Source organism: Pseudomonas sp. MF09150 (assembly GCF_059862355.1).
In genome coordinates this window covers 150,518-171,381 of the sequence record NZ_JCBCUS010000008.1, presented here as the reverse complement: position 1 = coordinate 171,381, position 20,864 = coordinate 150,518, and the positions used below count along the sequence as shown (strand labels likewise).

Here is a 20,864-nt window from a genome sequence, read left to right as displayed (position 1 = left end):
GTCCTGGGTCCAGCTTAGCGTGCTGAATATCCGGATGCCGGGGCGTCTTGTTGTCGCTATTGAGGCCTTTGGGTCAGGCGCCGCGCACCATATCGACGTGGGGGATGCCCGCCTCGAGGAACTCCTCGCTGACAATGCTGAACCCCAGGCGCTCATAAAATCGCGTGGCTTGGACCTGGGCGCTGAGCATCTGCTGCTTGAGGCCGCGTTTTTCGGCTTCGCCGATCACCGCTTGCATCAGCGCGTCGCCGACTTTCAGGCCGCGCCAGTCCTTGAGGACTGATACCCGGCCAATATGGCCGTCCGGCAGCAGGCGCGCCGTGCCGATCGGAAAGTCACCTTCAAAGGCCAGGAAATGCACCGCGCTGTCGTCATCCGCGTCCCACTCCAGTTCAGGTGGTACGGACTGTTCAGCAATAAACACGGCTTCACGAATGCGCCGGATCTCGGCGTTATCCTTTTGCCAGTCAGCGACACGTACGCGAATCTTATTCATCGGCAAACCCCAGGCTCCCTTGCTTGACCAGTTCGCACAGCAGGTTGCGGCCATCGTCATCGGCCAGCCACGGGCCAAGGTTGTCGACGTGCAGCGCATCCGCGGCGCAAACCATTTTCAGCAGCTCGCGCAGTTTACCCGGAAGCAGTCGGCTTTGGCCGCTGGCGAACAGCAGCAGGTCTTCATCCACTTCCGACCAGGCCAGGCGCGCACTCGGGTTACGGATCAGGACGGCGCCTTGCTCCAGGCTGCCCAGCAGGTCTTCTTCTTCGAGCTCCGGGCCCACTACCAATTCCGGGTAGCGCGGCTCGGTCATGAACTGGCCGAACCAGGTCAGCAGCAGGCGTTCGTCGCTCATGTGCTCGGCGAGCAAGCCTTTGAGGCGATCGAGTGCATCGTGCTGGATCTGGTGCGGGTCGCTGACCGGGGTCGCGTCGGCGTCGGTGTAGCGCTCTTCATCAGGCAGGAACTGGCTGAGGAAGTCGGTGAAGTGGGTCAGGACTTCGGCAGCACTTGGCGCGCGAAAGCCTACCGAGTAGGTCAGGCAGTCGTCCACCGCAACGCCCCAGTGCGCCAGGCGCGGCGGCAGGTAGAGCATGTCGCCGGGTTCCAGGACCCATTCGGCGGTCTCTTCGAAGTCGGCCAGGATACGCAGGTCGGCGTGTTTCAGCAGTGGGCTCTCGGAGTCGCACATCTGGCCGATTTTCCAGTTGCGCTGGCCATGGCCTTGCAGCAGGAACACGTCGTAGTTGTCGAAGTGCGGACCCACGCTGCCACCGGGTGCGGCGAAGCTCATCATCACGTCATCGATGCGCCAGCTTGGAAGAAACCGGAAGTTCTCCAGCAGCTCGGCCACTTCCGGAACGAACTGGTCAACAGCCTGTACCAGCAGGGTCCAGTCGCGCTCCGGCAGTTTGCTGAACGCGTCTTCGGCGAACGGGCCGCGGCGCAATTCCCAGGGATGCTCGCCATGCTCGAGCACCAGGCGCGATTCAACTTCCTCTTCCAGGGCCAGGCCGGCCAGCTCGTCGGCGTCGATAGGGCTTTCGAAATCAGGAATAGCCTGACGGATCAGCAGTGGTTTTTTCTGCCAGTAGTCGCGCAGGAATTCACGTGCGGTAATGCCGCCCAGCAGTTGAAGAGGAATGTCAGGATTCATGTGTAACCTATTGAAAAAAAGCACTTTTCAGACGGGAATAAAAACGCCCGGCGCTGCCGGGCGTCTCAAACGGGTATAGCGGTCGATCAGATGCGCTTGGCTTGCTCTACAGCGTTACCGATGTAGTTCGCCGGGGTCAGCTTTTTCAGCTCGGCCTTGGCGGCAGCAGGCATGTCGAGGGCATCGATGAAAGTTTGCAGCGCTTCAGGGCTGATGCCCTTGCCGCGCGTCAACTCTTTCAGTTTTTCGTAGGGGTTTTCGATGTTGTAGCGACGCATCACGGTCTGGATCGGCTCGGCCAGGACTTCCCAGCAGGCGTCCAGGTCGGCAGCGATTTTCTGTGCGTTGAGCTCCAGCTTGCTGATGCCTTTGAGGCTGGCTTCATAAGCGATCACGCTGTGGGCAAAGCCGACGCCGAGGTTGCGCAGTACGGTGGAGTCGGTCAGGTCACGCTGCCAGCGGGAAATCGGCAGCTTGCTCGCCAGGTGCTGGAACAGCGCGTTGGCGATGCCCAGGTTGCCTTCGGAGTTTTCGAAGTCGATCGGGTTGACCTTGTGCGGCATGGTCGACGAGCCGATTTCGCCAGCGATGGTGCGCTGCTTGAAGTAGCCCAGGGAGATGTAGCCCCAGATATCGCGATCGAAGTCGATCAGGATGGTGTTGAAGCGGGCAATGGCATCGAACAGCTCGGCAATATAGTCGTGCGGCTCAATCTGGGTGGTGTAGGGGTTGAAGCCCAGGCCCAGCTCGTCTTCGATAAAGGCGCGGGCGTTCTCTTCCCAGTCGATTTCCGGGTAGGCCGACAAGTGTGCGTTGTAGTTGCCTACGGCGCCGTTGATCTTGCCCAGCAGCGGAACGGCAGCGACCTGGGCGATTTGGCGCTCAAGGCGGTACACCACGTTCGCCAGTTCTTTGCCCAGGGTAGTCGGCGAAGCCGGTTGGCCGTGGGTGCGCGACAGCATCGGTACATCGGCGAAGCGGATGGCCAGCTCGCGGATGGCGTCGGCAGTCTGGCGCATCAGTGGCAGCATCACTTCATCACGGCCTTCGCGCAGCATCAGGGCGTGGGACAGGTTGTTGATGTCCTCGCTGGTGCAGGCAAAGTGGATGAATTCGCTGACATTGGCCAGTTCAGGCAGCTTGGCAGCCTGTTCCTTGAGCAGGTACTCAATGGCTTTGACGTCGTGGTTGGTGGTGCGCTCGATTTCCTTGACGCGCTCGGCGTGCTCCAGGGCGAAGTTTTCGGCCAGGGCATTCAGCACGGCGTTGGCTTCGGCAGAGAACGCCGGCACTTCGCCAATTGCAGGGTGAGCGGCCAGGCGCTGGAGCCAGCGCACTTCAACCAGGACGCGGGCACGGATCAGGCCGTACTCGCTGAAAATAGGGCGCAGGGCCTGGGTTTTGCCGGCGTAGCGGCCGTCAACAGGGGAAACCGCAGTGAGCGAAGAAAGCTGCATGGGGTGTTCTCGGACAGTCGGGCAACGAAATGGGGCGCGTATCATACATGAAAAAAACCGCTGGTCCGTTGCCAACTGACCAGCGTCTTACGCGTAACGACGTGCAAACAGCACTTGCGGGCGCAGCTCAGCTGCTGCGCATCAACGGATAAAGCTCTTTGAGCAATTTGCGACGGCTGATGACCAGCTGCCAGCGATGGCCGCCTAATTGGCGCCACAGGCGTGCCGAGCGGATCCCGGCCAGCAGCAGGGCGCGGATTTTCGAGGCGTTGCTCGGCTGCTGCAGGTTGCGCATGTCGCCGTGCACCTGGATCCGCTGGCGCAGGGTGCTCAAGGTGTCCTGATACAGCGCGCCGCAGGCGGCGATCACGTTTTCATGGGCTGGGCCGAAGTGCTCTACCTGGGATTGGATCTGCGGCAGGCGCTTGCCGATGGTCTCCAGCAGGTCTTCGCGCTTGGCCAGTTGCCGCTCAAGGCCGAGCATCGACAGCGCGTAACGCAGGGGCTCGCGCTGCAGAGTGCTGGGGTCGCGCTCCAGGGCGCCGATCAGTGCGCGATAGCCTTCGCGCAGGTTGATGTCGTCGCCGCCGTAGACTTCCAGGGTGTCCTTGGGGTCGCGGATCAGCAAGCTGCCGAGCATGCAGCTCAGGCCGGCTTCGGTGACCTGGCCGGTCTTGGCGATCTTGTCGACCAGGACCGCTGCCAGAAACACGCCGCCCAGCGCCGTCAATTGCTCCTGAGTCGGGCTCATGCCTTGCTGCTCCAAGGCTCTGCTACTTCGATCACGCCACCACCCAGGCAAATTTCGCCGTCATAGAACACCACGGATTGGCCTGGGGTCACCGCGCGCTGCGGGTCGTCGAAGGTTGCGCGATAGCCGTTGGCGGTTTTTTCCAGGGTGCAGGGCTGGTCGCCCTGGCGATAGCGGACTTTGGCTGTCAGGCGCCGTGGTTCGCTGAGGTCGACCGGGTTGACCCAGTAGATCTCGGAGGCGAGCAGGGCGCGGGAGAACAGCCATGGGTGGTCATTGCCCTGGCCGACGATCAGCTCGTTGTGCTCCAGGTCCTTGAGCAGCACGTACCACGGCTCGTCGCTGGCGTCTTTCAGACCGCCAATGCCCAGACCCTGGCGCTGGCCGATGGTGTGGTACATCAGGCCGTGGTGACGGCCGATGATTTCACCTTCGGTGGTTTTGATTTCACCGGGCTGGGCGGGCAGGTACTGCTTGAGGAAGTCGCTGAAACGGCGTTCGCCGATAAAGCAGATGCCGGTGGAGTCCTTTTTCTTGGCCGTGGCCAGGTCGTGTTTCTCGGCAATGGCGCGAACTTCGGGTTTTTCCAGCTCGCCTACGGGGAACAGGGTCTTGGCGATCTGTTCGCCGCCGACGGCGTGCAGGAAGTAGCTCTGGTCCTTGTTCGGGTCCAGGCCCTTGAGCAATTCGGTACGGCCGTCGAGGTCGCGACGGCGCACATAGTGGCCGGTGGCGATCAGGTCGGCGCCGAGCATCATGGCGTAGTCGAGGAACGCCTTGAACTTGATTTCCCGGTTGCAGAGGATGTCCGGGTTCGGCGTGCGTCCGGCTTTATATTCGGCCAGGAAGTGTTCGAACACGTTGTCCCAGTACTCGGCGGCGAAGTTGGCGGTGTGCAGCTTGATGCCAATCTTGTCGCACACGGCCTGGGCGTCCGCGAGGTCGTCCATGGCGGTGCAGTATTCCGTTCCGTCGTCTTCCTCCCAGTTCTTCATGAACAGGCCTTCCACCTGGTAGCCCTGCTCGATCAGCAGGAGGGCGGAAACGGAAGAATCCACGCCGCCGGACATGCCGACGATGACGCGCTTCTTTTGGGTGTCAGAAGGGGCTGGATCACGCATAGGAATTCAATGGGTGTCTTGAAAAAGGACGCGATTCTAACAGGCTGAGGCCTGCAAGGCTAAAACTGCGGTTAAAGCGCCGGGCGAATCAGCTCAAGGCTGTGCAGTTGGCCGCCCAGGTAATCATCGACACAACGGATGATCAGCTCGCTGCGCCAGTGTGCGCGTTGTTCGAGCAGTTCGTCACGGGTCAACCAGCGCGGGCCGATTATGCCGTCATCCAGCTGATAGTCCGGGTGATGTTTGAGCGGCTTGGCGGCGAAGCACACACGCTGGTAGGTCACCCCGTTGCTGGGGGCGGTATAGAGGTAGAGGCCGACGACGCCGATCAGCTCCACGTCCCAACCGGTTTCTTCCAGGGTTTCGCGCACGGCGGCCTGGGACAGGCTCTCGTTGGGATCCAGGTGCCCGGCGGGCTGGTTGAGTACGGCTTGTTCATCCTGATATTCCTCGACGAACAGGAAGCGGCCGTTGTCTTCGACAATGGTGGCGACGGTGATGTGGGGTTGCCATTCCATGAAAGATGCTCCTGAAAAGGTGCCAGAAGCACAAACCCCGGCGCGCGGCCGGGGTTTGTGGGTTCGGTCTTGCTTACACCAGCGCAGCGATGGCCGCGTTGAGGGTGGCGCTTGGGCGCATGGCCTTGCTCACCAGCTCAGGCTTGGCGCTGTAGTAGCCGCCGATGTCCACGGGCTTGCCCTGGACCGCATTGAGCTCGGCAACGATGGTTGCCTCGTTCTCGGTCAGGGTCTTGGCCAGGGTGCTGAACTGCGCTTGCAGTGCGGCGTCTTCGGTCTGGGCCGCCAGGGCTTGAGCCCAGTACAGCGCCAGGTAGAAGTGGCTGCCGCGGTTGTCGATGTTGCCGACTTTGCGCGAAGGCGACTTGTTGTTGTCCAGGAACTGGCCGGTGGCCTGGTCCAGGGTCTTGGCCAGTACCAGCGCCTTGGGGTTGTTGTAGGTGTTGCCCAGATGCTCCAGGGAAGCGGCCAGGGCCAGGAATTCACCCAGGGAGTCCCAGCGCAGGAAGTTTTCTTCCAGCAGCTGTTGCACGTGCTTCGGAGCCGAACCGCCGGCGCCGGTTTCGAACAGGCCGCCGCCGTTCATCAGTGGCACGATCGACAGCATCTTGGCGCTGGTGCCCAGTTCCATGATCGGGAACAGGTCGGTCAGGTAGTCGCGCAGCACGTTGCCGGTGACCGAGATGGTGTCCTTGCCTTCGCGGGTGCGGGCCAGGGTGAAGCTCATGGCTTCTACCGGCGACATCACGCGGATGTCGAGGCCGGTGGTGTCGTGATCCTTCAGGTAAGCCTGAACTTTCTCGATCATCACGCCGTCGTGGGCGCGCATTGGGTCCAGCCAGAAGATGGCCGGAGTGGCGCTGGCGCGAGCACGGTTGACGGCCAGCTTGACCCAGTCCTGGATCGGCGCGTCTTTGGTCTGGCACATGCGGAAGATGTCGCCAGCTTCGACTTTCTGTTCCAGCAGCAGGTTGCCCTTGCCGTCGGTGACGCGAACCACGCCGTCAGCCTTGATCTGGAATGTCTTGTCGTGGGAGCCGTACTCTTCGGCTTTTTTCGCCATCAGGCCGACGTTCGGCACGCTGCCCATGGTGGTTGGGTCGAAGGCGCCGTGTTGCTTGCAGTCTTCGATCACCGCCTGGTAGATGGTGGCGTAGCAGCGATCCGGGATCAGTGCCTTGGTGTCGTGCAGTTGGCCGTCGGTGCCCCACATTTTGCCGGAGTCACGGATCATGGCCGGCATCGAGGCGTCAACGATTACGTCGCTCGGCACGTGCAGGTTGGTGATGCCTTTGTCGGAGTTGACCATCGCCAGGGAAGGGCGTGCGGCGTATACGGCCTGGATGTCAGCTTCGATCTGCGCCTGCTGCTCGGCTGGCAGGGCCTTGATACGGGCGTACAGGTCGCCGATACCGTTGTTCAGGTTGAAGCCGATTTCTTTCAGTACGTCAGCGTGCTTGGCCAGGGCGTCCTGGTAGAACTCGGCAACGATCTGACCAAACATGATCGGGTCGGAGACTTTCATCATGGTGGCTTTGAGGTGCACCGACAGCAGCACGCCTTGTTTCTTGGCGTCTTCGATTTCGGCGGCGACAAAGGCGCGCAGGGCCTTTTTGCTCATGACGGCGCAATCGAGGATCTCGCCGGCTTGCACGGCGGTTTTTTCTTTCAGGACGGTGTGGGTGCCGTCTTGAGCGATCAGCTCGATTTTAACGCTGTCGGCGGCTTCGATCAGGGCGGCTTTTTCGCTGCCGTAGAAGTCGCCATTGCTCATGTGAGCCACGTGGGACTTGGAGTCTTTGGCCCAGGCGCCCATTTTGTGCGGGTGCTTGCGCGCGTAGTTCTTGACCGACAGTGGGGCGCGACGGTCGGAGTTGCCTTCACGCAGTACCGGGTTTACCGCGCTGCCCTTGACCTTGTCGTAACGGGCCTTGGTTTCTTTGTCGGCGTCGCTGGTGACGGTCTCCGGGTAGTCCGGCAGGGCATAACCCTGGTCCTGCAGCTCTTTGATCGCGGCTTGCAGCTGTGGCGCCGAGGCACTGATGTTCGGCAGCTTGATGATGTTGGCTTCCGGCGTGACGGCCAGGTCGCCCAGTTCGGCGAGGTGGTCCGGCACGGCTTTGGCGCCCAGTTGCTCGGGGAAGCTTGCGAGGATGCGGCCAGCCAGCGAGATGTCGCGGGTTTCCACGGCAATATCAGCGGAAGCGGTGAAGGCTTCTACGATAGGCAGCAGTGAGTAGGTGGCGAGTGCAGGGGCTTCGTCGGTGAAGGTATAGATGATCTTCGAACGGGTGGGCATATTCGGATTAACTCTCTTCTTTGCTAAAGCGTGCGCAGAAACTCGAGGTGCGCCGGGTAAGCGCGTTCGTTCAAAGTCGTCCATGAGCCGAATGTCGAGATTTCTTCGCGGTGATGTTGGGTGCATCAGTCGAGCGTCAAGCGGGTGAGCTGCGGTAACAGCTCGGCTTTTCGGGCGGAAAGCCTCGTCTTAGAGAGGTCAGCCGTCGTGACTCTGTGGTCAGCGGCGGCATTATACATAGGTAGCTGGCAAAACGCCGATGGTTCATAGAGGGCGCTACTCGTCCATTGGTCTAAAGGTCGCAGGCGCGGTGGGGGCGTAGAGTCGACCGATGTGCTCAAGTTTGGCGCTTTTCCCTTTGATTTCAGGCTTGTACGCGGCGAACTGTGCAACTTCCCGGCAGATGACGGGAAGCTGAGGTTTCCGTGCAGATTCAACTGGGGTACGCTCGAACGCAGCCAGATGTTCAATCCACACAACGGAGTTCAGCATGGGATACAAGAAGATTCAGGTTCCAGCAGTCGGCGACAAAATCACCGTCAATGCAGACCATTCTCTCAATGTTCCTAACAACCCGATCATCCCTTTTATTGAAGGTGATGGTATTGGCGTTGATATCAGCCCGGTCATGATCAAGGTTGTAGATGCTGCTGTTAAGAAGGCTTACGGCGGCGAGCGCAAAATTTCCTGGATGGAGGTTTATGCCGGCGAGAAGGCTACTCAAGTGTACGACCAGGACACCTGGCTCCCTCAGGAAACCCTGGACGCAGTCAAGGATTACGTGGTGTCCATCAAGGGCCCGCTGACCACGCCGGTTGGTGGTGGTATCCGTTCCCTGAACGTGGCCCTGCGCCAGCAGCTCGACCTTTATGTCTGCCTGCGCCCAGTGCGCTGGTTCGAAGGTGTGCCAAGCCCGGTGAAAAAACCAGGCGACGTCGACATGACCATCTTCCGTGAGAACTCGGAAGACATTTACGCCGGCATCGAGTGGAAAGCCGGTTCCCCGGAAGCGACCAAGGTCATCAAGTTCCTTAAAGAAGAAATGGGCGTCACCAAGATCCGTTTCGACGAAAACTGCGGCATCGGCGTCAAGCCGGTTTCCCTGCAGGGCACCAAGCGCCTGGCGCGCAAGGCGCTGCAGTACGTGGTCGACAATGACCGCGACTCGCTGACCATCGTGCACAAAGGCAACATCATGAAGTTCACCGAAGGTGCCTTCAAGGAATGGGCCTACGAAGTGGCGGCCGAAGAGTTCGGCGCGACCCTGCTCGACGGCGGCCCGTGGATGCAGTTCAAGAACCCTAAAACCGGCAAGAACGTTATCGTCAAGGACGCCATCGCCGACGCCATGCTCCAGCAGATCCTGCTGCGCCCGGCCGAATACGATGTGATCGCAACCCTCAACCTCAACGGTGACTACCTGTCCGACGCCCTGGCGGCGGAAGTGGGGGGGATCGGTATCGCGCCAGGCGCCAACCTGTCCGACACCATCGCCATGTTCGAGGCTACCCACGGCACTGCACCGAAGTATGCGGGTAAAGACCAGGTGAACCCGGGTTCGCTGATTCTTTCCGCAGAAATGATGCTGCGCCACCTGGGCTGGACCGAAGCGGCCGACCTGATCATCAAGGGCACCAACGGCGCCATCTCGGCCAAGACCGTGACCTATGACTTCGAGCGTCTGATGGACGGTGCCAAGCTGCTGTCGTCTTCCGCGTTCGGTGATGCGCTGATCTCGCATATGTGAGTGATTGACGGGTAAAACAAAACCGGCCGACTCAATCCCTTGAGTCGGCCGGTTTTTTTATGTCCGGATGCTGGCGAGTCTCAGCTCAAGGCTGTTTCCTGCTGTGTTTCATGGCTGGTTTCGCCTGGAAGCTTGAGCTCGGTAATCTTCACGGCATGCAAGCCCTTGGGGCCTTGAATGATCTCGAAGCTCACGGGCTGCCCGGCTTTCAGGGTTTTATAGCCATCCATGTCGATGGCCGAGTAATGGGCAAAAAGGTCGTCGCTCTTGCCTTCCTCGTTGATAAAACCGTAGCCCTTGGCATTGTTGAACCACTTGACCTTGCCGCTTGCCATACTCATATCCCTCTGCAACAGACTCCATCACTGGAGTATCATCCGTTCATCCGCACTGGGACCTGATAAATAAGGTTGACTGCGCGGACCTTTTTTACCCAATGTGGGCTCTATTGGTTGTAACACCGTTTTGCCGATAGTCAAGGTGACCCGGCGGTCGGAGTTGAAATCGTCCCGAGGTGCCCCCACCACTGTATTTGCACAACTAACGAACCTTTCTTTCCATGCATGCATTCAGCCAGATTCGACTAACATTCAATCAGGATCGCCCGGATCTACACGACGACGATTCCGCTGGCTTGGCTGTACAGGAAGCTAAGCCTGCATTGCAGGCGCCGCCGATGTACAAGGTGGTTTTGTTCAATGATGACTACACGCCGATGGATTTCGTCGTCGAAGTGCTCGAGGTGTTTTTTAACCTGAATCGCGAGCTGGCGACCAAGGTAATGCTGGCCGTTCACACAGAAGGACGGGCAGTATGTGGAGTGTTTACCCGCGACATCGCCGAGACCAAGGCCATGCAGGTCAACCAGTACGCCAGGGAAAGCCAGCATCCGCTACTCTGTGAAATCGAGAAGGACGGTTAACGCCGACCACTTGGGTATGAGGTGAAGCTATGTTAAACCGCGAGCTCGAAGTCACCCTCAATCTCGCCTTCAAGGAGGCCCGCTCGAAGCGTCATGAGTTCATGACGGTTGAGCACCTTTTGTTGGCTCTTTTAGATAATGAGGCCGCCGCCACTGTTTTACGTGCCTGCGGAGCTAACCTCGACAAACTCAAGCATGATCTGCAGGAGTTCATCGACTCCACCACGCCATTGATCCCCGTGCATGACGAGGATCGTGAAACCCAGCCAACTCTGGGCTTTCAGCGGGTATTGCAGCGTGCTGTCTTCCATGTACAGAGCTCGGGCAAGCGGGAAGTGACCGGCGCCAATGTGCTGGTCGCAATCTTCAGTGAGCAAGAGAGTCAGGCCGTGTTCCTGCTGAAACAGCAGAGCGTTGCCCGCATCGACGTCGTCAACTACATCGCCCATGGCATCTCCAAGGTGCCGGGGCATGGCGATCACTCTGAAGGTGAGCAAGATATGCAGGACGAAGAGGGTGGTGAGTCTTCTTCTTCGGGCAATCCTCTGGATGCCTATGCCAGTAATCTCAATGAACTCGCACGCCAGGGTCGAATCGATCCGTTGGTGGGGCGTGAGCTTGAGGTTGAACGGGTGGCTCAGATCCTTGCGCGTCGTCGCAAGAACAACCCGTTGCTGGTGGGTGAGGCGGGTGTCGGCAAGACTGCCATCGCCGAGGGCCTGGCCAAGCGTATCGTCGACAATCAGGTGCCTGATCTGTTGGCCAATAGCGTGGTTTATTCCCTGGACCTGGGCGCTTTGCTGGCCGGGACCAAATACCGTGGCGACTTCGAGAAGCGCTTCAAGGCGTTGCTTGGCGAGTTGAAAAAACGCCCACAAGCGATCCTGTTTATCGACGAAATCCACACCATTATTGGTGCGGGTGCAGCGTCTGGCGGCGTGATGGATGCCTCCAATCTGCTGAAACCGCTGCTGTCCTCGGGCGATATTCGTTGCATTGGCTCGACCACCTTCCAGGAGTTCCGTGGGATCTTCGAGAAGGACCGTGCCTTGGCGCGGCGCTTCCAGAAAGTCGATGTGTCCGAACCTTCGGTTGAAGACACCATCGGTATCCTGCGTGGCCTTAAAGGGCGCTTCGAGCAGCACCACGGCATCGAGTACAGCGATGAAGCGCTGCGAGCTGCCGCCGAGTTGGCGTCACGCTACATCAATGATCGGCACATGCCGGACAAAGCCATTGATGTGATCGACGAGGCGGGTGCCTATCAGCGCCTGCAACCGGTCGAAAAGCGCGTCAAACGTATTGAAGTGCCGCAGGTGGAAGATATCGTCGCGAAAATTGCGCGTATTCCTCCGAAGCACGTCACCAGTTCCGACAAGGAGCTGTTACGTAATCTTGAGCGCGACCTGAAACTGACGGTCTTCGGTCAGGATGCGGCGATCGACTCGCTGTCTACCGCCATCAAGCTGTCCCGTGCGGGCCTCAAGTCGCCGGACAAGCCTGTCGGTTCCTTCCTGTTCGCCGGTCCTACCGGGGTGGGCAAGACCGAAGCGGCGCGGCAGTTGGCCAAGGCGCTGGGGATCGAGCTGGTTCGTTTCGACATGTCCGAGTACATGGAGCGCCACACCGTATCGCGCTTGATCGGTGCACCTCCCGGCTATGTCGGTTTCGACCAGGGCGGCTTGCTGACCGAAGCGATTACCAAGCAGCCGCATTGCGTATTGCTGCTCGATGAGATCGAGAAGGCGCATCCGGAAGTCTTCAACCTGCTGTTGCAGGTGATGGACCACGGCACCCTGACCGATAACAACGGGCGCAAGGCTGACTTCCGTAACGTGATCGTGATCATGACCACCAACGCCGGTGCTGAAACGGCCGCGCGGGCCTCGATCGGCTTCACTCATCAGGATCACTCTTCCGATGCCATGGAAGTGATCAAGAAGAGCTTCACGCCGGAGTTCCGCAACCGCCTGGACACCATTATCCAATTTGGTCGCCTCAGTCATGAGGTCATCAAAAGTGTGGTGGACAAGTTCCTTACCGAGCTTCAGGCGCAGTTGGAAGACAAGCGCGTGCAGCTGGAAGTGACCGATGCTGCTCGCAGCTGGCTGGCGGCGGGTGGTTACGATGTGACCATGGGCGCGCGGCCAATGGCGCGTTTGATCCAGGACAAGATCAAGCGTCCGCTGGCGGAGGAGATCCTGTTTGGCGAGTTGGCCGATCATGGCGGTGTGGTTCACATCGACATCAAGGACGGCGAGCTGACCTTCGACTTCGAGACCACCGCAGAAATGGCGTGATCGCAATCGATGTAAAACAGCCAAAGGCACCGCAAGGTGCCTTTGTGCTATCTGGGGTTTGTGCATGCGCGGCGTATTGATCTGCGCGGGGTAAGTCGTTCCGGCGCCTGCCAAGTTTTCTCGACGCGAACAAAAACGCCCGGCATAACCGGGCGTCTTGTATTGACTTGCTTAGCGAGCGCGGTAAGTGATGCGCCCTTTGCTCAAGTCATAGGGCGTCAGCTCGACGCGCACTTTGTCACCGGTAAGAATACGAATGTAGTTCTTGCGCATCTTGCCGGAGATATGCGCGGTTACGACGTGCCCATTTTCCAACTCCACACGAAACATGGTGTTGGGCAGGGTGTCGACGACAGTGCCTTCCATTTCGAAGCTGTCTTCTTTCGACATGCAGTAAAGCCCTCGGTATCCAATGAATGGCCCGGTGCAACTGCGCCAGGCAAAAGCGGCGTGCATTGTGCCCGAAAAATGGGGTTTAAGCCAAGACCTTCTAGCTGAGGGTTGCCCATCTCTGGTTAATCAGCAGCTCGATAGGGCGATATTGGGTCTTATAGTTCATCTTTTTGCAGTTTTTGATCCAGTAGCCGAGGTAGACCGCCTCCAGCCCCAGGCGCAGGGCTTCGCCGATCTGCCAGAGGATCGCGTAGCGTCCCAGGCTGCGACGCTCTTCGTCCGGTTCGTAAAAGGTGTAGACCGCCGACAAGCCATTAGGCAGCAAATCGGTCACCGCCACGGCCAGCAGGCGACCTTCGAGGCGGAATTCGTAGAAGCGGGAGAACGGCAGGTCGCGCACCAGGAACGTGGAAAACTGATCGCGGCTGGGCGGGAACATATCGCCATCGGCATGGCGCTGTTCGATGTAGCGGCGGTACAGCTCGAAATATTCTTCGCTGAATGCAGGTTTGACCGCTTTCACGCTCAGTTCGCTGTTGCGCTTGAGAATGCGTTTCTGCTGGCGATTGGGCAAAAACTGCGCGACGGGGATGCGTGCGGGAACGCAGGCGTTGCAGTTCTGGCAATGCGGGCGATACAGGTGGTCGCCACTGCGGCGAAAGCCCATTTCCGACAGGTCTGCGTAGACATGCACATCCATTGGCTGGCTAGGATCGAGAAACAGGGTGGTGGCCTGTTCATCGGGCAGGTAGCTGCAAGAGTGGGGTTGAGTGGCATAGAACTTCAAACGCGCCAACTCGGTCATGAGTCAACCCTCGGAATAAGCTTTGAATTAAGTGTAAGCCACAGGTGCAAAAATCGCTCAGCAAACCCACGTGGCGCGGCTGGGCTGATCCAGGTGCTGGCGCAGATAGCCGGCAAAGTCACTGCGGGTGATGGCTCGGGCGCCCAGGCTTTGCAGGTGGCTGGTGTGCATCTGGCAGTCGATCAGCACAAATCCCCATTCATGGAGGTGTTTGACCAGGGTGGCAAAGCCGAATTTCGATGCATTGTCGGCTCGGCTGAACATTGACTCGCCAAAAAAAAGCTGGCCCATCGCCAAGCCGTACAACCCGCCGACCAGTTCGTCCTGGTCCCAGACTTCCACCGAATGGGCGTAGCCCCGTGCATGCAACTGCAGGTAGGCCAGCTGCATGGCGTCGGTGATCCAGGTGCCATCGGCATAGTCGCGCGGCGCGGCGCAGGCGCTGATGACCGCGGCGAAGTCCTGATCGAAGGTGACGCGGTAGCGTTGCTGGCGCAGCAGCTTGTTGAGGCTGCGGGACACATGCAGTTCCTGCGGAAACAGCACGGTGCGCGGGTCCGGCGACCACCAGAGAATGGGCTGGCCTTCGGAAAACCAAGGAAAACAGCCATGGCGATAGGCCTGGATCAACCGATCGGCGGACAAGTCGCCGCCAGCTGCCAGCAGGCCGTTGGGGTCGCGCATGGCCTTTTCCAGAGGAGGGAAATCAAGGGTGTTGCGTTGGAGCCAGGTCAGCATGGTATTCAAACTTGCGGAAGGGGAGGGCGGTGGCGGGCCGCGAAGGCCCGCCCCAAGCGTAGGACGAGCGCTTAGTTGTCGTCGAGAAATTTCTCGGCGTCTAGCGCCGCCATGCAGCCGGCCCCGGCTGAGGTAATGGCCTGGCGGTAGACATGGTCGGCAACGTCGCCGGCCGCGAACACCCCCTCGATGCCGGTAGCGGTGGCATTGCCCTCACTGCCGCCCCTGACCAGCAGGTAGCCGTCACGCATCTCCAGTTGGCCCTGGAAGAGGTCTGTGTTGGGCTTGTGGCCAATGGCGATAAAGACTCCGGCCAGCTCCAGCTCGTGGGTGGCGCCGCTCAGGCTGTCCCGCAGGCGGGCACCGGTCACGCCGCTGGCATCCCCCAGCACTTCATCCAGGTTCTGATTCCAGTGCAGGCGGATATTGCCGTTGGCGGCTTTCTCGAACAATTTGTCCTGCAGGATTTTCTCCGAGCGCAGCTTGTCGCGCCGATGCACCAGGTGCACTTCCTTGGCGATGTTCGACAGATACAGTGCTTCTTCCACGGCGGTATTGCCGCCCCCGACCACAGCGACTACCTGGTTGCGGTAGAAGAACCCGTCGCAGGTGGCGCAGGCCGATACCCCCTTGCCGGCGAAGGCTTCTTCCGACGGCAGCCCCAGGTATTGGGCCGATGCACCGGTGGCAATGATCAGTGCGTCGCAGCTGTAGGTGCCGCTGTCGCCGATCAGGATAAACGGTCGCTGCTGCAACTTGGCCGTGTGGATGTGGTCGTAGACGATCTCGGTATCAAAGCGCTCGGCATGTTTTTGCATGCGTTCCATCAGCACCGGGCCGGTCAGGCCTTCGACGTCACCGGGCCAGTTGTCGACTTCGGTGGTGGTGGTCAATTGTCCTCCGGCCTGCAGGCCGGTAATGACAGTCGGCTTGAGGTTGGCCCGGGCGGCATACACGGCAGCACTGTAACCGGCAGGGCCGGAGCCCAGAATAATCAGGCGTGAATGCTTCGTTTGGTTCATAAAAACACCTCATAAGCCTTTGTCACAAAAGGCAATGCATGCTCAAATTGAATAGTGCGTAAAGTGCCGTTGGTTATGCTAAACCGAGGATGTACCAGCGTGGCATGAAGCGAGCAAACCCGTACAATGCCGGTATGTATCAAGATATTCAGAATTGCCCTGTTTCAGGATCCCGGGGCAGAGTGTTAAAAGTAGCCCCAGTCAGGCCAATCAACTTTATTTACCTGCTCGTTCGAGCAGTATTTTGTAGTCAATCATCAGTTGGACGCGCCGTAGGCGCAGGAAAAGACGCGTTTTGAAGAAATCCACCGCAACACCTAAAACAGTAGTCCCGCTCTGGCGTCAGCAATTGCACTACCGGCTCAAGGAAGGTGCATTGATCGCCATTGGTGCCTTATGCCTGTTTTTGATGATGGCATTGTTGACCTATGGCAAGGACGATCCGGGCTGGAGCCATAACAGCAAGATCGAAGATGTGCAGAACTTCGGTGGCCCTGCCGGTTCATACAGCGCTGATATCCTGTTTATGGTGTTGGGTTATTTCGCCTATATCTTCCCGCTGTTATTGGCGATCAAGACTTATCAGATCTTCCGTCAACGGCATGAACCCTGGCAGTGGAGCGGCTGGCTGTTTTCCTGGCGCCTGATCGGCCTGGTGTTCCTGGTGTTGTCCGGCGCCGCCTTGGCCCATATCCATTTTCACGCTGCCACCGGCTTGCCGGCCGGGGCGGGTGGGGCGCTGGGCGAAAGCCTGGGCGACCTGGCCAAAAACGCACTGAACATCCAGGGCAGCACCCTGATGTTTATCGCGCTGTTCCTGTTTGGCCTCACTGTGTTCACCGATCTGTCGTGGTTCAAGGTCATGGACGTCACGGGCAAGATCACCCTCGACCTGTTCGAACTGTTCCAGGGCGCAGCCAATCGCTGGTGGGCGGCCCGTACCGAGCGCAAGCAACTGGTGGCCCAGTTGCGCGAAGTGGATGCCCGGGTCGACGAAGTCGTGGCCCCAACCGTGACCGACAAGCGCGAGCAGGCCAAGGTCAAGGAGCGCCTGATCGAGCGCGAGCAGGCCCTGAGCAAGCACATGTCCGAGCGCGAGAAACAGGTGCCGCCGGTCATCGCCCCCGCTCCGCCGAAAGCGGCGGAACCGAGCAAGCGCGTGCAGAAAGAGAAGCAAGTGCCGCTGTTCGTCGACAGCGCCGTTGAAGGCACGCTGCCACCTATTTCCATCCTCGACCCGGCAGAAAAGAAACAGCTCAACTATTCCCCCGAATCCTTGGCGGCGGTCGGCCACCTGCTGGAAATCAAACTCAAGGAGTTCGGGGTCGAGGTGTCGGTGGATTCGATTCACCCGGGCCCGGTCATTACCCGTTACGAAATCCAGCCGGCGGCCGGGGTCAAGGTCAGCCGCATCGCCAACCTGGCCAAGGACCTGGCGCGTTCCCTGGCGGTGACCAGTGTGCGGGTGGTCGAAGTGATCCCCGGCAAAACCACCGTGGGCATCGAGATTCCCAACGAGGATCGGCAGATCGTGCGCTTCTCCGAAGTGCTGTCGACCCCGGAATACGACAACTTCAAATCCCCGGTGACATTGGCCCTGGGTCATGACATTGGCGGCCGTCCGGTCATCACCGACCTGGCGAAAATGCCTCACCTGCTGGTGGCCGGTACCACCGGTTCCGGTAAGTCGGTGGGGGTGAACGCGATGATCCTGTCGATCCTGTTCAAGTCCGGCCCGGAAGACGCCAAGCTGATCATGATCGACCCGAAAATGCTCGAGCTGTCGATCTACGAAGGCATTCCGCACCTGCTGTGCCCGGTAGTGACCGACATGAAGGACGCCGCCAACGCGCTGCGCTGGAGCGTGGCCGAGATGGAGCGGCGCTACAAATTGATGGCGAAGATGGGCGTACGCAACCTGTCGGGCTTCAATGCCAAGGTCAAGGAAGCCCAGGATGCCGGTACACCGCTGACCGACCCGCTGTACAACCGCGAGAGCATCCACGACGAGGCGCCGCTGCTGGTCAAGCTGCCAACCATCGTGGTGGTGGTCGACGAATTCGCCGACATGATGATGATTGTCGGCAAGAAGGTCGAAGAGCTGATCGCGCGGATCGCACAGAAGGCCCGTGCTGCCGGTATCCACCTGATCCTCGCCACTCAGCGGCCTTCGGTGGACGTGATTACCGGTCTGATCAAGGCCAACATTCCGACCCGCATGGCGTTCCAGGTGTCGAGCAAGATCGACTCGCGGACCATCATCGACCAGGGCGGTGCCGAACAACTGCTGGGTCACGGCGACATGCTCTACATGCCGCCGGGGACCAGCCTGCCGATCCGGGTCCACGGCGCATTCGTCTCCGATGATGAAGTGCACCGCGTGGTGGAAGCCTGGAAACTGCGTGGCGCGCCTGAATACAACGACGACATCCTCAACGGTGTCGAAGAGGCGGGCAGCGGCTTTGACGGTGGCAGTGGCGGTGACAGCGATGATGCTGAAACCGACGCGCTGTACGACGAGGCGGTGCAGTTCGTCCTGGAAAGCCGCCGGGCTTCGATCTCGGCGGTGCAGCGCAAGCTCAAGATCGGCTACAACCGCGCCGCACGCATGATCGAGTCCATGGAAATGGCTGGTGTGGTCACCGCGATGAACACCAATGGCTCGCGCGAAGTATTGGCGCCGGGCCCGATGCGCGACTGAGCATCGAATTGAATCGACGCGGCGTGATGGCACGCCGCCGATAATCCCACGCAATTTTAAGAGGACTCCCATGCGTCTTATCCGCATGATGTTGCTGCCGGTTTTGGCTTTGACCACGCTCTCGGCTCACGCTGACGACAAGGATGTAGCACGTCTGACCCAGCTGTTGGAAAAATCCCAGACCCTGACTGCACGCTTCTCCCAGCTGACCCTGGATGGCGGTGGCACCCAGTTGCAGGAAACGGCTGGCGAAATGTCGCTGCAACGCCCGGGGCTGTTTTACTGGCACACCGACGCGCCACAGGAACAACTGATGGTGTCCGACGGCAAGAAGGTTTCGCTGTGGGACCCGGACCTGGAGCAGGTGACCATCAAGAAGCTCGATCAGCGCCTGACCCAGACTCCGGCCCTGCTGCTGTCCGGTGATGTGTCGAAGATCAGCGAAAGCTTCGATATCAGCGCCAAGGAAGCCGGCGGGGTGATCGACTTCACCCTCAAGCCGAAAACCAAGGACACCCTGTTCGACAGCCTGCGCCTGTCATTCCGCAACGGCATGGTCAACGACATGCAACTGATCGACAGTGTCGGCCAGCGCACCAATATCCTGTTCACCGGCGTCAAGGCCAACGAGCCGATCCCGGCTTCCAAGTTCAAGTTCGACATCCCCAAGGGTGCCGACGTGATCCAGGAATAAGCGGCTAGTCATACAAGAGGTTGCAAAGGTACGCCATGGACCTGTTTCGTAGTGCCCCGATCGCTCAGCCCCTGGCCGCCCGCTTGCGCGCGGCCAACCTGGATGAGTACGTCGGTCAGGAACACCTGTTGGCCCGGGGCAAGCCTCTGCGCGAAGCCCTGGAGCAGGGCGCCCTGCATTCGATGATTTTCTGGGGCCCGCCAGGGGTGGGTAAAACCACCCTGGCGCGGCTGCTGGCGGAAGTCTCGGATGCGCACTTCGAAACGGTCTCGGCAGTGCTGGCCGGGGTCAAGGAGATCCGCCAGGCGGTGGAAATCGCCAAGCAACAGGCTGGTCAATACGGTCGCCGGACCATCCTCTTTGTTGACGAAGTGCACCGTTTCAACAAGTCGCAACAAGACGCCTTCCTGCCTTATGTCGAAGATGGCACGCTGATTTTCATCGGTGCCACCACTGAAAACCCTTCTTTTGAATTGAACAACGCCTTGCTTTCCCGGGCTCGGGTCTATGTGCTCAAAAGCCTGGACGAGGCCGCCCTGAAGAAGCTGGTGCAGCGCGCCCTGAGCGAAGAGCGTGGCCTGGGCAAGCGTCAGCTGAGCCTGAGCGACGAAGGTTTCCAGATGCTACTGTCGGCGGCCGACGGCGATGGCCGGCGTCTGCTCAACCTGTTGGAGAACGCCTCGGACCTGGCGGAAGACAACAGCGAGATCGGCGTCGACCTGCTGCAAAGCCTGCTGGGCGACACCCGTCGGCGTTTCGACAAGGGCGGTGAGGCGTTTTACGACCAGATTTCCGCCCTGCACAAGTCGGTGCGTGGCTCCAACCCCGACGGTGCCCTGTACTGGTTCGCGCGCATGCTCGACGGCGGTTGCGACCCGCTGTACCTGGCTCGGCGCGTGGTGCGCATGGCCAGCGAAGACATCGGCAACGCCGATCCGCGCGCCCTCAGCCTGTGCCTGGCCGCCTGGGACGTGCAGGAGCGCCTGGGCAGCCCCGAAGGCGAGTTGGCGGTGGCCCAGGCCATTACCTATCTGGCCTGCGCACCGAAAAGCAACGCGGTCTACATGGGCTTCAAGGCCGCCATGCGCAGCGCCGCCGAGCATGGTTCGCTGGAAGTACCGCTGCATTTGCGCAATGCGCCGACCAAGTTGATGAAACAACTGGGGTACGGCGACGAATACCGTTACGCCCACGATGAGCCGGATGCCTACGCCGCCGGCGAAGACTATTTTCCCGACGAGCTCGAACCGCAGCCGTTCTACCAGCCGGTGCCCCGTGGCCTGGAGCTGAAGATCGGCGAGAAGCTCAATCACCTGGCAGCCCTTGACCGCATCAGCCCGAAACAGCGGAGAAAATAGTGATTCGAATGATTCTTGCGGTGTCCGTCGCCGGTATCGCTGGTACATTACTGCGTTTCGCGGCCAGCACCTGGGTCAGCGCCAACTGGCCCCGGCATTTTTATGCGGCCACCTTGGCGGTCAATCTGCTGGGTTGCCTGATCATCGGCGTGCTGTACGGGCTGTTTCTGGTGCGCCCGGAAGTGCCGATCGAAATCCGTGCCGGCCTGATCGTCGGCTTTGTAGGCGGTCTGACGACCTTTTCATCCTTTTCCCTGGATACGCTGCGCTTGCTGGAAAGCGGGCAAGCACCGATAGCCTTCGGTTATCTGGCCATCAGCGTATTCGGCGGGCTGCTCGCGACCTGGGCTGGCCTGTCCTTGACCAAACTTTGATAAACGAGA

The 20,864-nt window shown here is 59.8% G+C and carries 19 protein-coding genes; 7 read left to right on the top strand and 12 right to left on the bottom strand.

Going from position 1 to position 20,864, the window contains the following annotated elements; genetic code table 11:
• Positions 1-73: 73 nt before the first annotated feature.
• The 7 genes from AC19YX_RS26715 to AC19YX_RS26685 all read right to left on the bottom strand — a co-directional run bounded on the left by AC19YX_RS26715 (position 74) and on the right by AC19YX_RS26685 (position 7,801).
• Complete coding sequence (locus tag AC19YX_RS26715; protein ID WP_078473588.1) at positions 74-496, bottom strand: GNAT family N-acetyltransferase; 423 nt, start codon at positions 494-496, stop codon at positions 74-76.
• On the bottom strand, positions 489-1,655 hold the full coding sequence (locus tag AC19YX_RS26710) for a ribosomal protein uL16 3-hydroxylase (RefSeq protein WP_078473587.1): 1,167 nt from the start codon (positions 1,653-1,655) through the stop codon (positions 489-491). Before AC19YX_RS26710 ends, AC19YX_RS26715 begins: the two co-directional genes overlap by 8 nt.
• An 86-nt stretch (positions 1,656-1,741) precedes the next feature.
• Positions 1,742-3,112, bottom strand: a complete 1,371-nt coding sequence (purB, locus tag AC19YX_RS26705; RefSeq protein ID WP_078473586.1) for an adenylosuccinate lyase — start codon at positions 3,110-3,112, stop codon at positions 1,742-1,744.
• 127 nt (positions 3,113-3,239) lie between these two features.
• Positions 3,240-3,863, bottom strand: a complete 624-nt coding sequence (hflD, locus tag AC19YX_RS26700; RefSeq protein ID WP_020296739.1) for a high frequency lysogenization protein HflD — start codon at positions 3,861-3,863, stop codon at positions 3,240-3,242.
• Positions 3,860-4,984, bottom strand: coding sequence for a tRNA 2-thiouridine(34) synthase MnmA (gene mnmA, locus AC19YX_RS26695; protein ID WP_020296738.1), 1,125 nt, complete (start codon positions 4,982-4,984; stop codon positions 3,860-3,862). Before mnmA ends, hflD begins: the two co-directional genes overlap by 4 nt.
• A 71-nt stretch (positions 4,985-5,055) precedes the next feature.
• Positions 5,056-5,502 (bottom strand): NUDIX hydrolase, encoded by a 447-nt coding sequence (locus AC19YX_RS26690; protein ID WP_201131640.1) that lies wholly within the window; start codon positions 5,500-5,502, stop codon positions 5,056-5,058.
• A 73-nt stretch (positions 5,503-5,575) separates the two neighbouring features.
• Entirely contained in the window at positions 5,576-7,801 is a 2,226-nt protein-coding gene (locus AC19YX_RS26685; protein ID WP_078473585.1) for an NADP-dependent isocitrate dehydrogenase, read from the bottom strand.
• Between the two features lie 490 nt (positions 7,802-8,291).
• Here AC19YX_RS26685 and icd point away from each other — a divergent pair, with 490 nt between their 5' ends.
• Positions 8,292-9,548, top strand: a complete 1,257-nt coding sequence (icd, locus tag AC19YX_RS26680) for an NADP-dependent isocitrate dehydrogenase (RefSeq protein ID WP_020296734.1) — start codon at positions 8,292-8,294, stop codon at positions 9,546-9,548.
• Positions 9,549-9,628: 80 nt separating this feature from the next.
• Here the strand turns inward: icd and cspD are convergent, their stop codons facing one another.
• A complete protein-coding gene (gene cspD / locus AC19YX_RS26675) occupies positions 9,629-9,883 on the bottom strand; it encodes a cold shock domain-containing protein CspD (RefSeq protein WP_078473631.1) in 255 nt (84 codons plus the stop codon).
• 224 nt (positions 9,884-10,107) lie between these two features.
• On the opposite strand from cspD, the gene clpS reads away from it, so the two are divergent.
• Both clpS and clpA read left to right on the top strand, forming a co-directional pair.
• On the top strand, positions 10,108-10,470 hold the full coding sequence (gene clpS, locus AC19YX_RS26670; RefSeq protein WP_020296732.1) for an ATP-dependent Clp protease adapter ClpS: 363 nt from the start codon (positions 10,108-10,110) through the stop codon (positions 10,468-10,470).
• Positions 10,471-10,499: 29 nt separating this feature from the next.
• Entirely contained in the window at positions 10,500-12,770 is a 2,271-nt protein-coding gene (gene clpA / locus AC19YX_RS26665) for an ATP-dependent Clp protease ATP-binding subunit ClpA (RefSeq protein ID WP_020296731.1), read from the top strand.
• Positions 12,771-12,941: 171 nt separating this feature from the next.
• On the opposite strand, the gene infA is transcribed toward clpA, so the two are convergent.
• From infA to trxB, 4 genes are all read right to left on the bottom strand, one after another.
• Positions 12,942-13,160: a translation initiation factor IF-1 gene (infA, locus tag AC19YX_RS26660; RefSeq protein ID WP_002553999.1), complete on the bottom strand. Its 219-nt coding sequence runs from the start codon at positions 13,158-13,160 to the stop codon at positions 12,942-12,944.
• Positions 13,161-13,260: 100 nt separating this feature from the next.
• Positions 13,261-13,968 (bottom strand): arginyltransferase, encoded by a 708-nt coding sequence (locus tag AC19YX_RS26655; RefSeq protein WP_078473583.1) that lies wholly within the window; start codon positions 13,966-13,968, stop codon positions 13,261-13,263.
• A 57-nt stretch (positions 13,969-14,025) separates the two neighbouring features.
• Positions 14,026-14,706, bottom strand: a complete 681-nt coding sequence (aat, locus tag AC19YX_RS26650) for a leucyl/phenylalanyl-tRNA--protein transferase (protein ID WP_500607401.1) — start codon at positions 14,704-14,706, stop codon at positions 14,026-14,028.
• 71 nt (positions 14,707-14,777) lie between these two features.
• Positions 14,778-15,728, bottom strand: a complete 951-nt coding sequence (trxB, locus tag AC19YX_RS26645) for a thioredoxin-disulfide reductase (protein WP_500607400.1) — start codon at positions 15,726-15,728, stop codon at positions 14,778-14,780.
• Between the two features lie 295 nt (positions 15,729-16,023).
• On the opposite strand from trxB, the gene ftsK reads away from it, so the two are divergent.
• The 4 genes from ftsK (at position 16,024) to crcB (ending at position 20,855) form a co-directional block, all read left to right on the top strand.
• On the top strand, positions 16,024-18,429 hold the full coding sequence (gene ftsK, locus AC19YX_RS26640) for a DNA translocase FtsK (RefSeq protein WP_078473580.1): 2,406 nt from the start codon (positions 16,024-16,026) through the stop codon (positions 18,427-18,429).
• Between the two features lie 70 nt (positions 18,430-18,499).
• Complete coding sequence (gene lolA / locus AC19YX_RS26635; protein WP_020296726.1) at positions 18,500-19,123, top strand: outer membrane lipoprotein periplasmic chaperone LolA; 624 nt, start codon at positions 18,500-18,502, stop codon at positions 19,121-19,123.
• A gap of 35 nt (positions 19,124-19,158) precedes the next feature.
• Positions 19,159-20,481, top strand: coding sequence for a replication-associated recombination protein A (locus tag AC19YX_RS26630; RefSeq protein WP_500607399.1), 1,323 nt, complete (start codon positions 19,159-19,161; stop codon positions 20,479-20,481).
• A complete protein-coding gene (gene crcB, locus AC19YX_RS26625; RefSeq protein ID WP_500607398.1) occupies positions 20,481-20,855 on the top strand; it encodes a fluoride efflux transporter CrcB in 375 nt (124 codons plus the stop codon). Before AC19YX_RS26630 ends, crcB begins: the two co-directional genes overlap by 1 nt.
• The last annotated feature ends 9 nt before the right edge of the window (positions 20,856-20,864 follow it).

Coding starts and splice junctions, on each gene's coding strand:
- icd (WP_020296734.1), top strand. CDS start 8,292: ATGGGATACAAGAAGATTCAGGTTCCAGCAGTCGGCGACAAAATCACC.
- clpA (WP_020296731.1), top strand. CDS start 10,500: ATGTTAAACCGCGAGCTCGAAGTCACCCTCAATCTCGCCTTCAAGGAG.
- infA (WP_002553999.1), bottom strand. CDS start 13,160: ATGTCGAAAGAAGACAGCTTCGAAATGGAAGGCACTGTCGTCGACACC.
- AC19YX_RS26655 (WP_078473583.1), bottom strand. CDS start 13,968: ATGACCGAGTTGGCGCGTTTGAAGTTCTATGCCACTCAACCCCACTCT.
- AC19YX_RS26710 (WP_078473587.1), bottom strand. CDS start 1,655: ATGAATCCTGACATTCCTCTTCAACTGCTGGGCGGCATTACCGCACGT.
- mnmA (WP_020296738.1), bottom strand. CDS start 4,984: ATGCGTGATCCAGCCCCTTCTGACACCCAAAAGAAGCGCGTCATCGTC.
- AC19YX_RS26630 (WP_500607399.1), top strand. CDS start 19,159: ATGGACCTGTTTCGTAGTGCCCCGATCGCTCAGCCCCTGGCCGCCCGC.
- AC19YX_RS26685 (WP_078473585.1), bottom strand. CDS start 7,801: ATGCCCACCCGTTCGAAGATCATCTATACCTTCACCGACGAAGCCCCT.
- AC19YX_RS26715 (WP_078473588.1), bottom strand. CDS start 496: ATGAATAAGATTCGCGTACGTGTCGCTGACTGGCAAAAGGATAACGCC.
- AC19YX_RS26690 (WP_201131640.1), bottom strand. CDS start 5,502: ATGGAATGGCAACCCCACATCACCGTCGCCACCATTGTCGAAGACAAC.
- cspD (WP_078473631.1), bottom strand. CDS start 9,883: ATGGCAAGCGGCAAGGTCAAGTGGTTCAACAATGCCAAGGGCTACGGT.
- purB (WP_078473586.1), bottom strand. CDS start 3,112: ATGCAGCTTTCTTCGCTCACTGCGGTTTCCCCTGTTGACGGCCGCTAC.
- hflD (WP_020296739.1), bottom strand. CDS start 3,863: ATGAGCCCGACTCAGGAGCAATTGACGGCGCTGGGCGGCGTGTTTCTG.
- trxB (WP_500607400.1), bottom strand. CDS start 15,728: ATGAACCAAACGAAGCATTCACGCCTGATTATTCTGGGCTCCGGCCCT.
- aat (WP_500607401.1), bottom strand. CDS start 14,706: ATGCTGACCTGGCTCCAACGCAACACCCTTGATTTCCCTCCTCTGGAA.
- clpS (WP_020296732.1), top strand. CDS start 10,108: ATGCATGCATTCAGCCAGATTCGACTAACATTCAATCAGGATCGCCCG.
- lolA (WP_020296726.1), top strand. CDS start 18,500: ATGCGTCTTATCCGCATGATGTTGCTGCCGGTTTTGGCTTTGACCACG.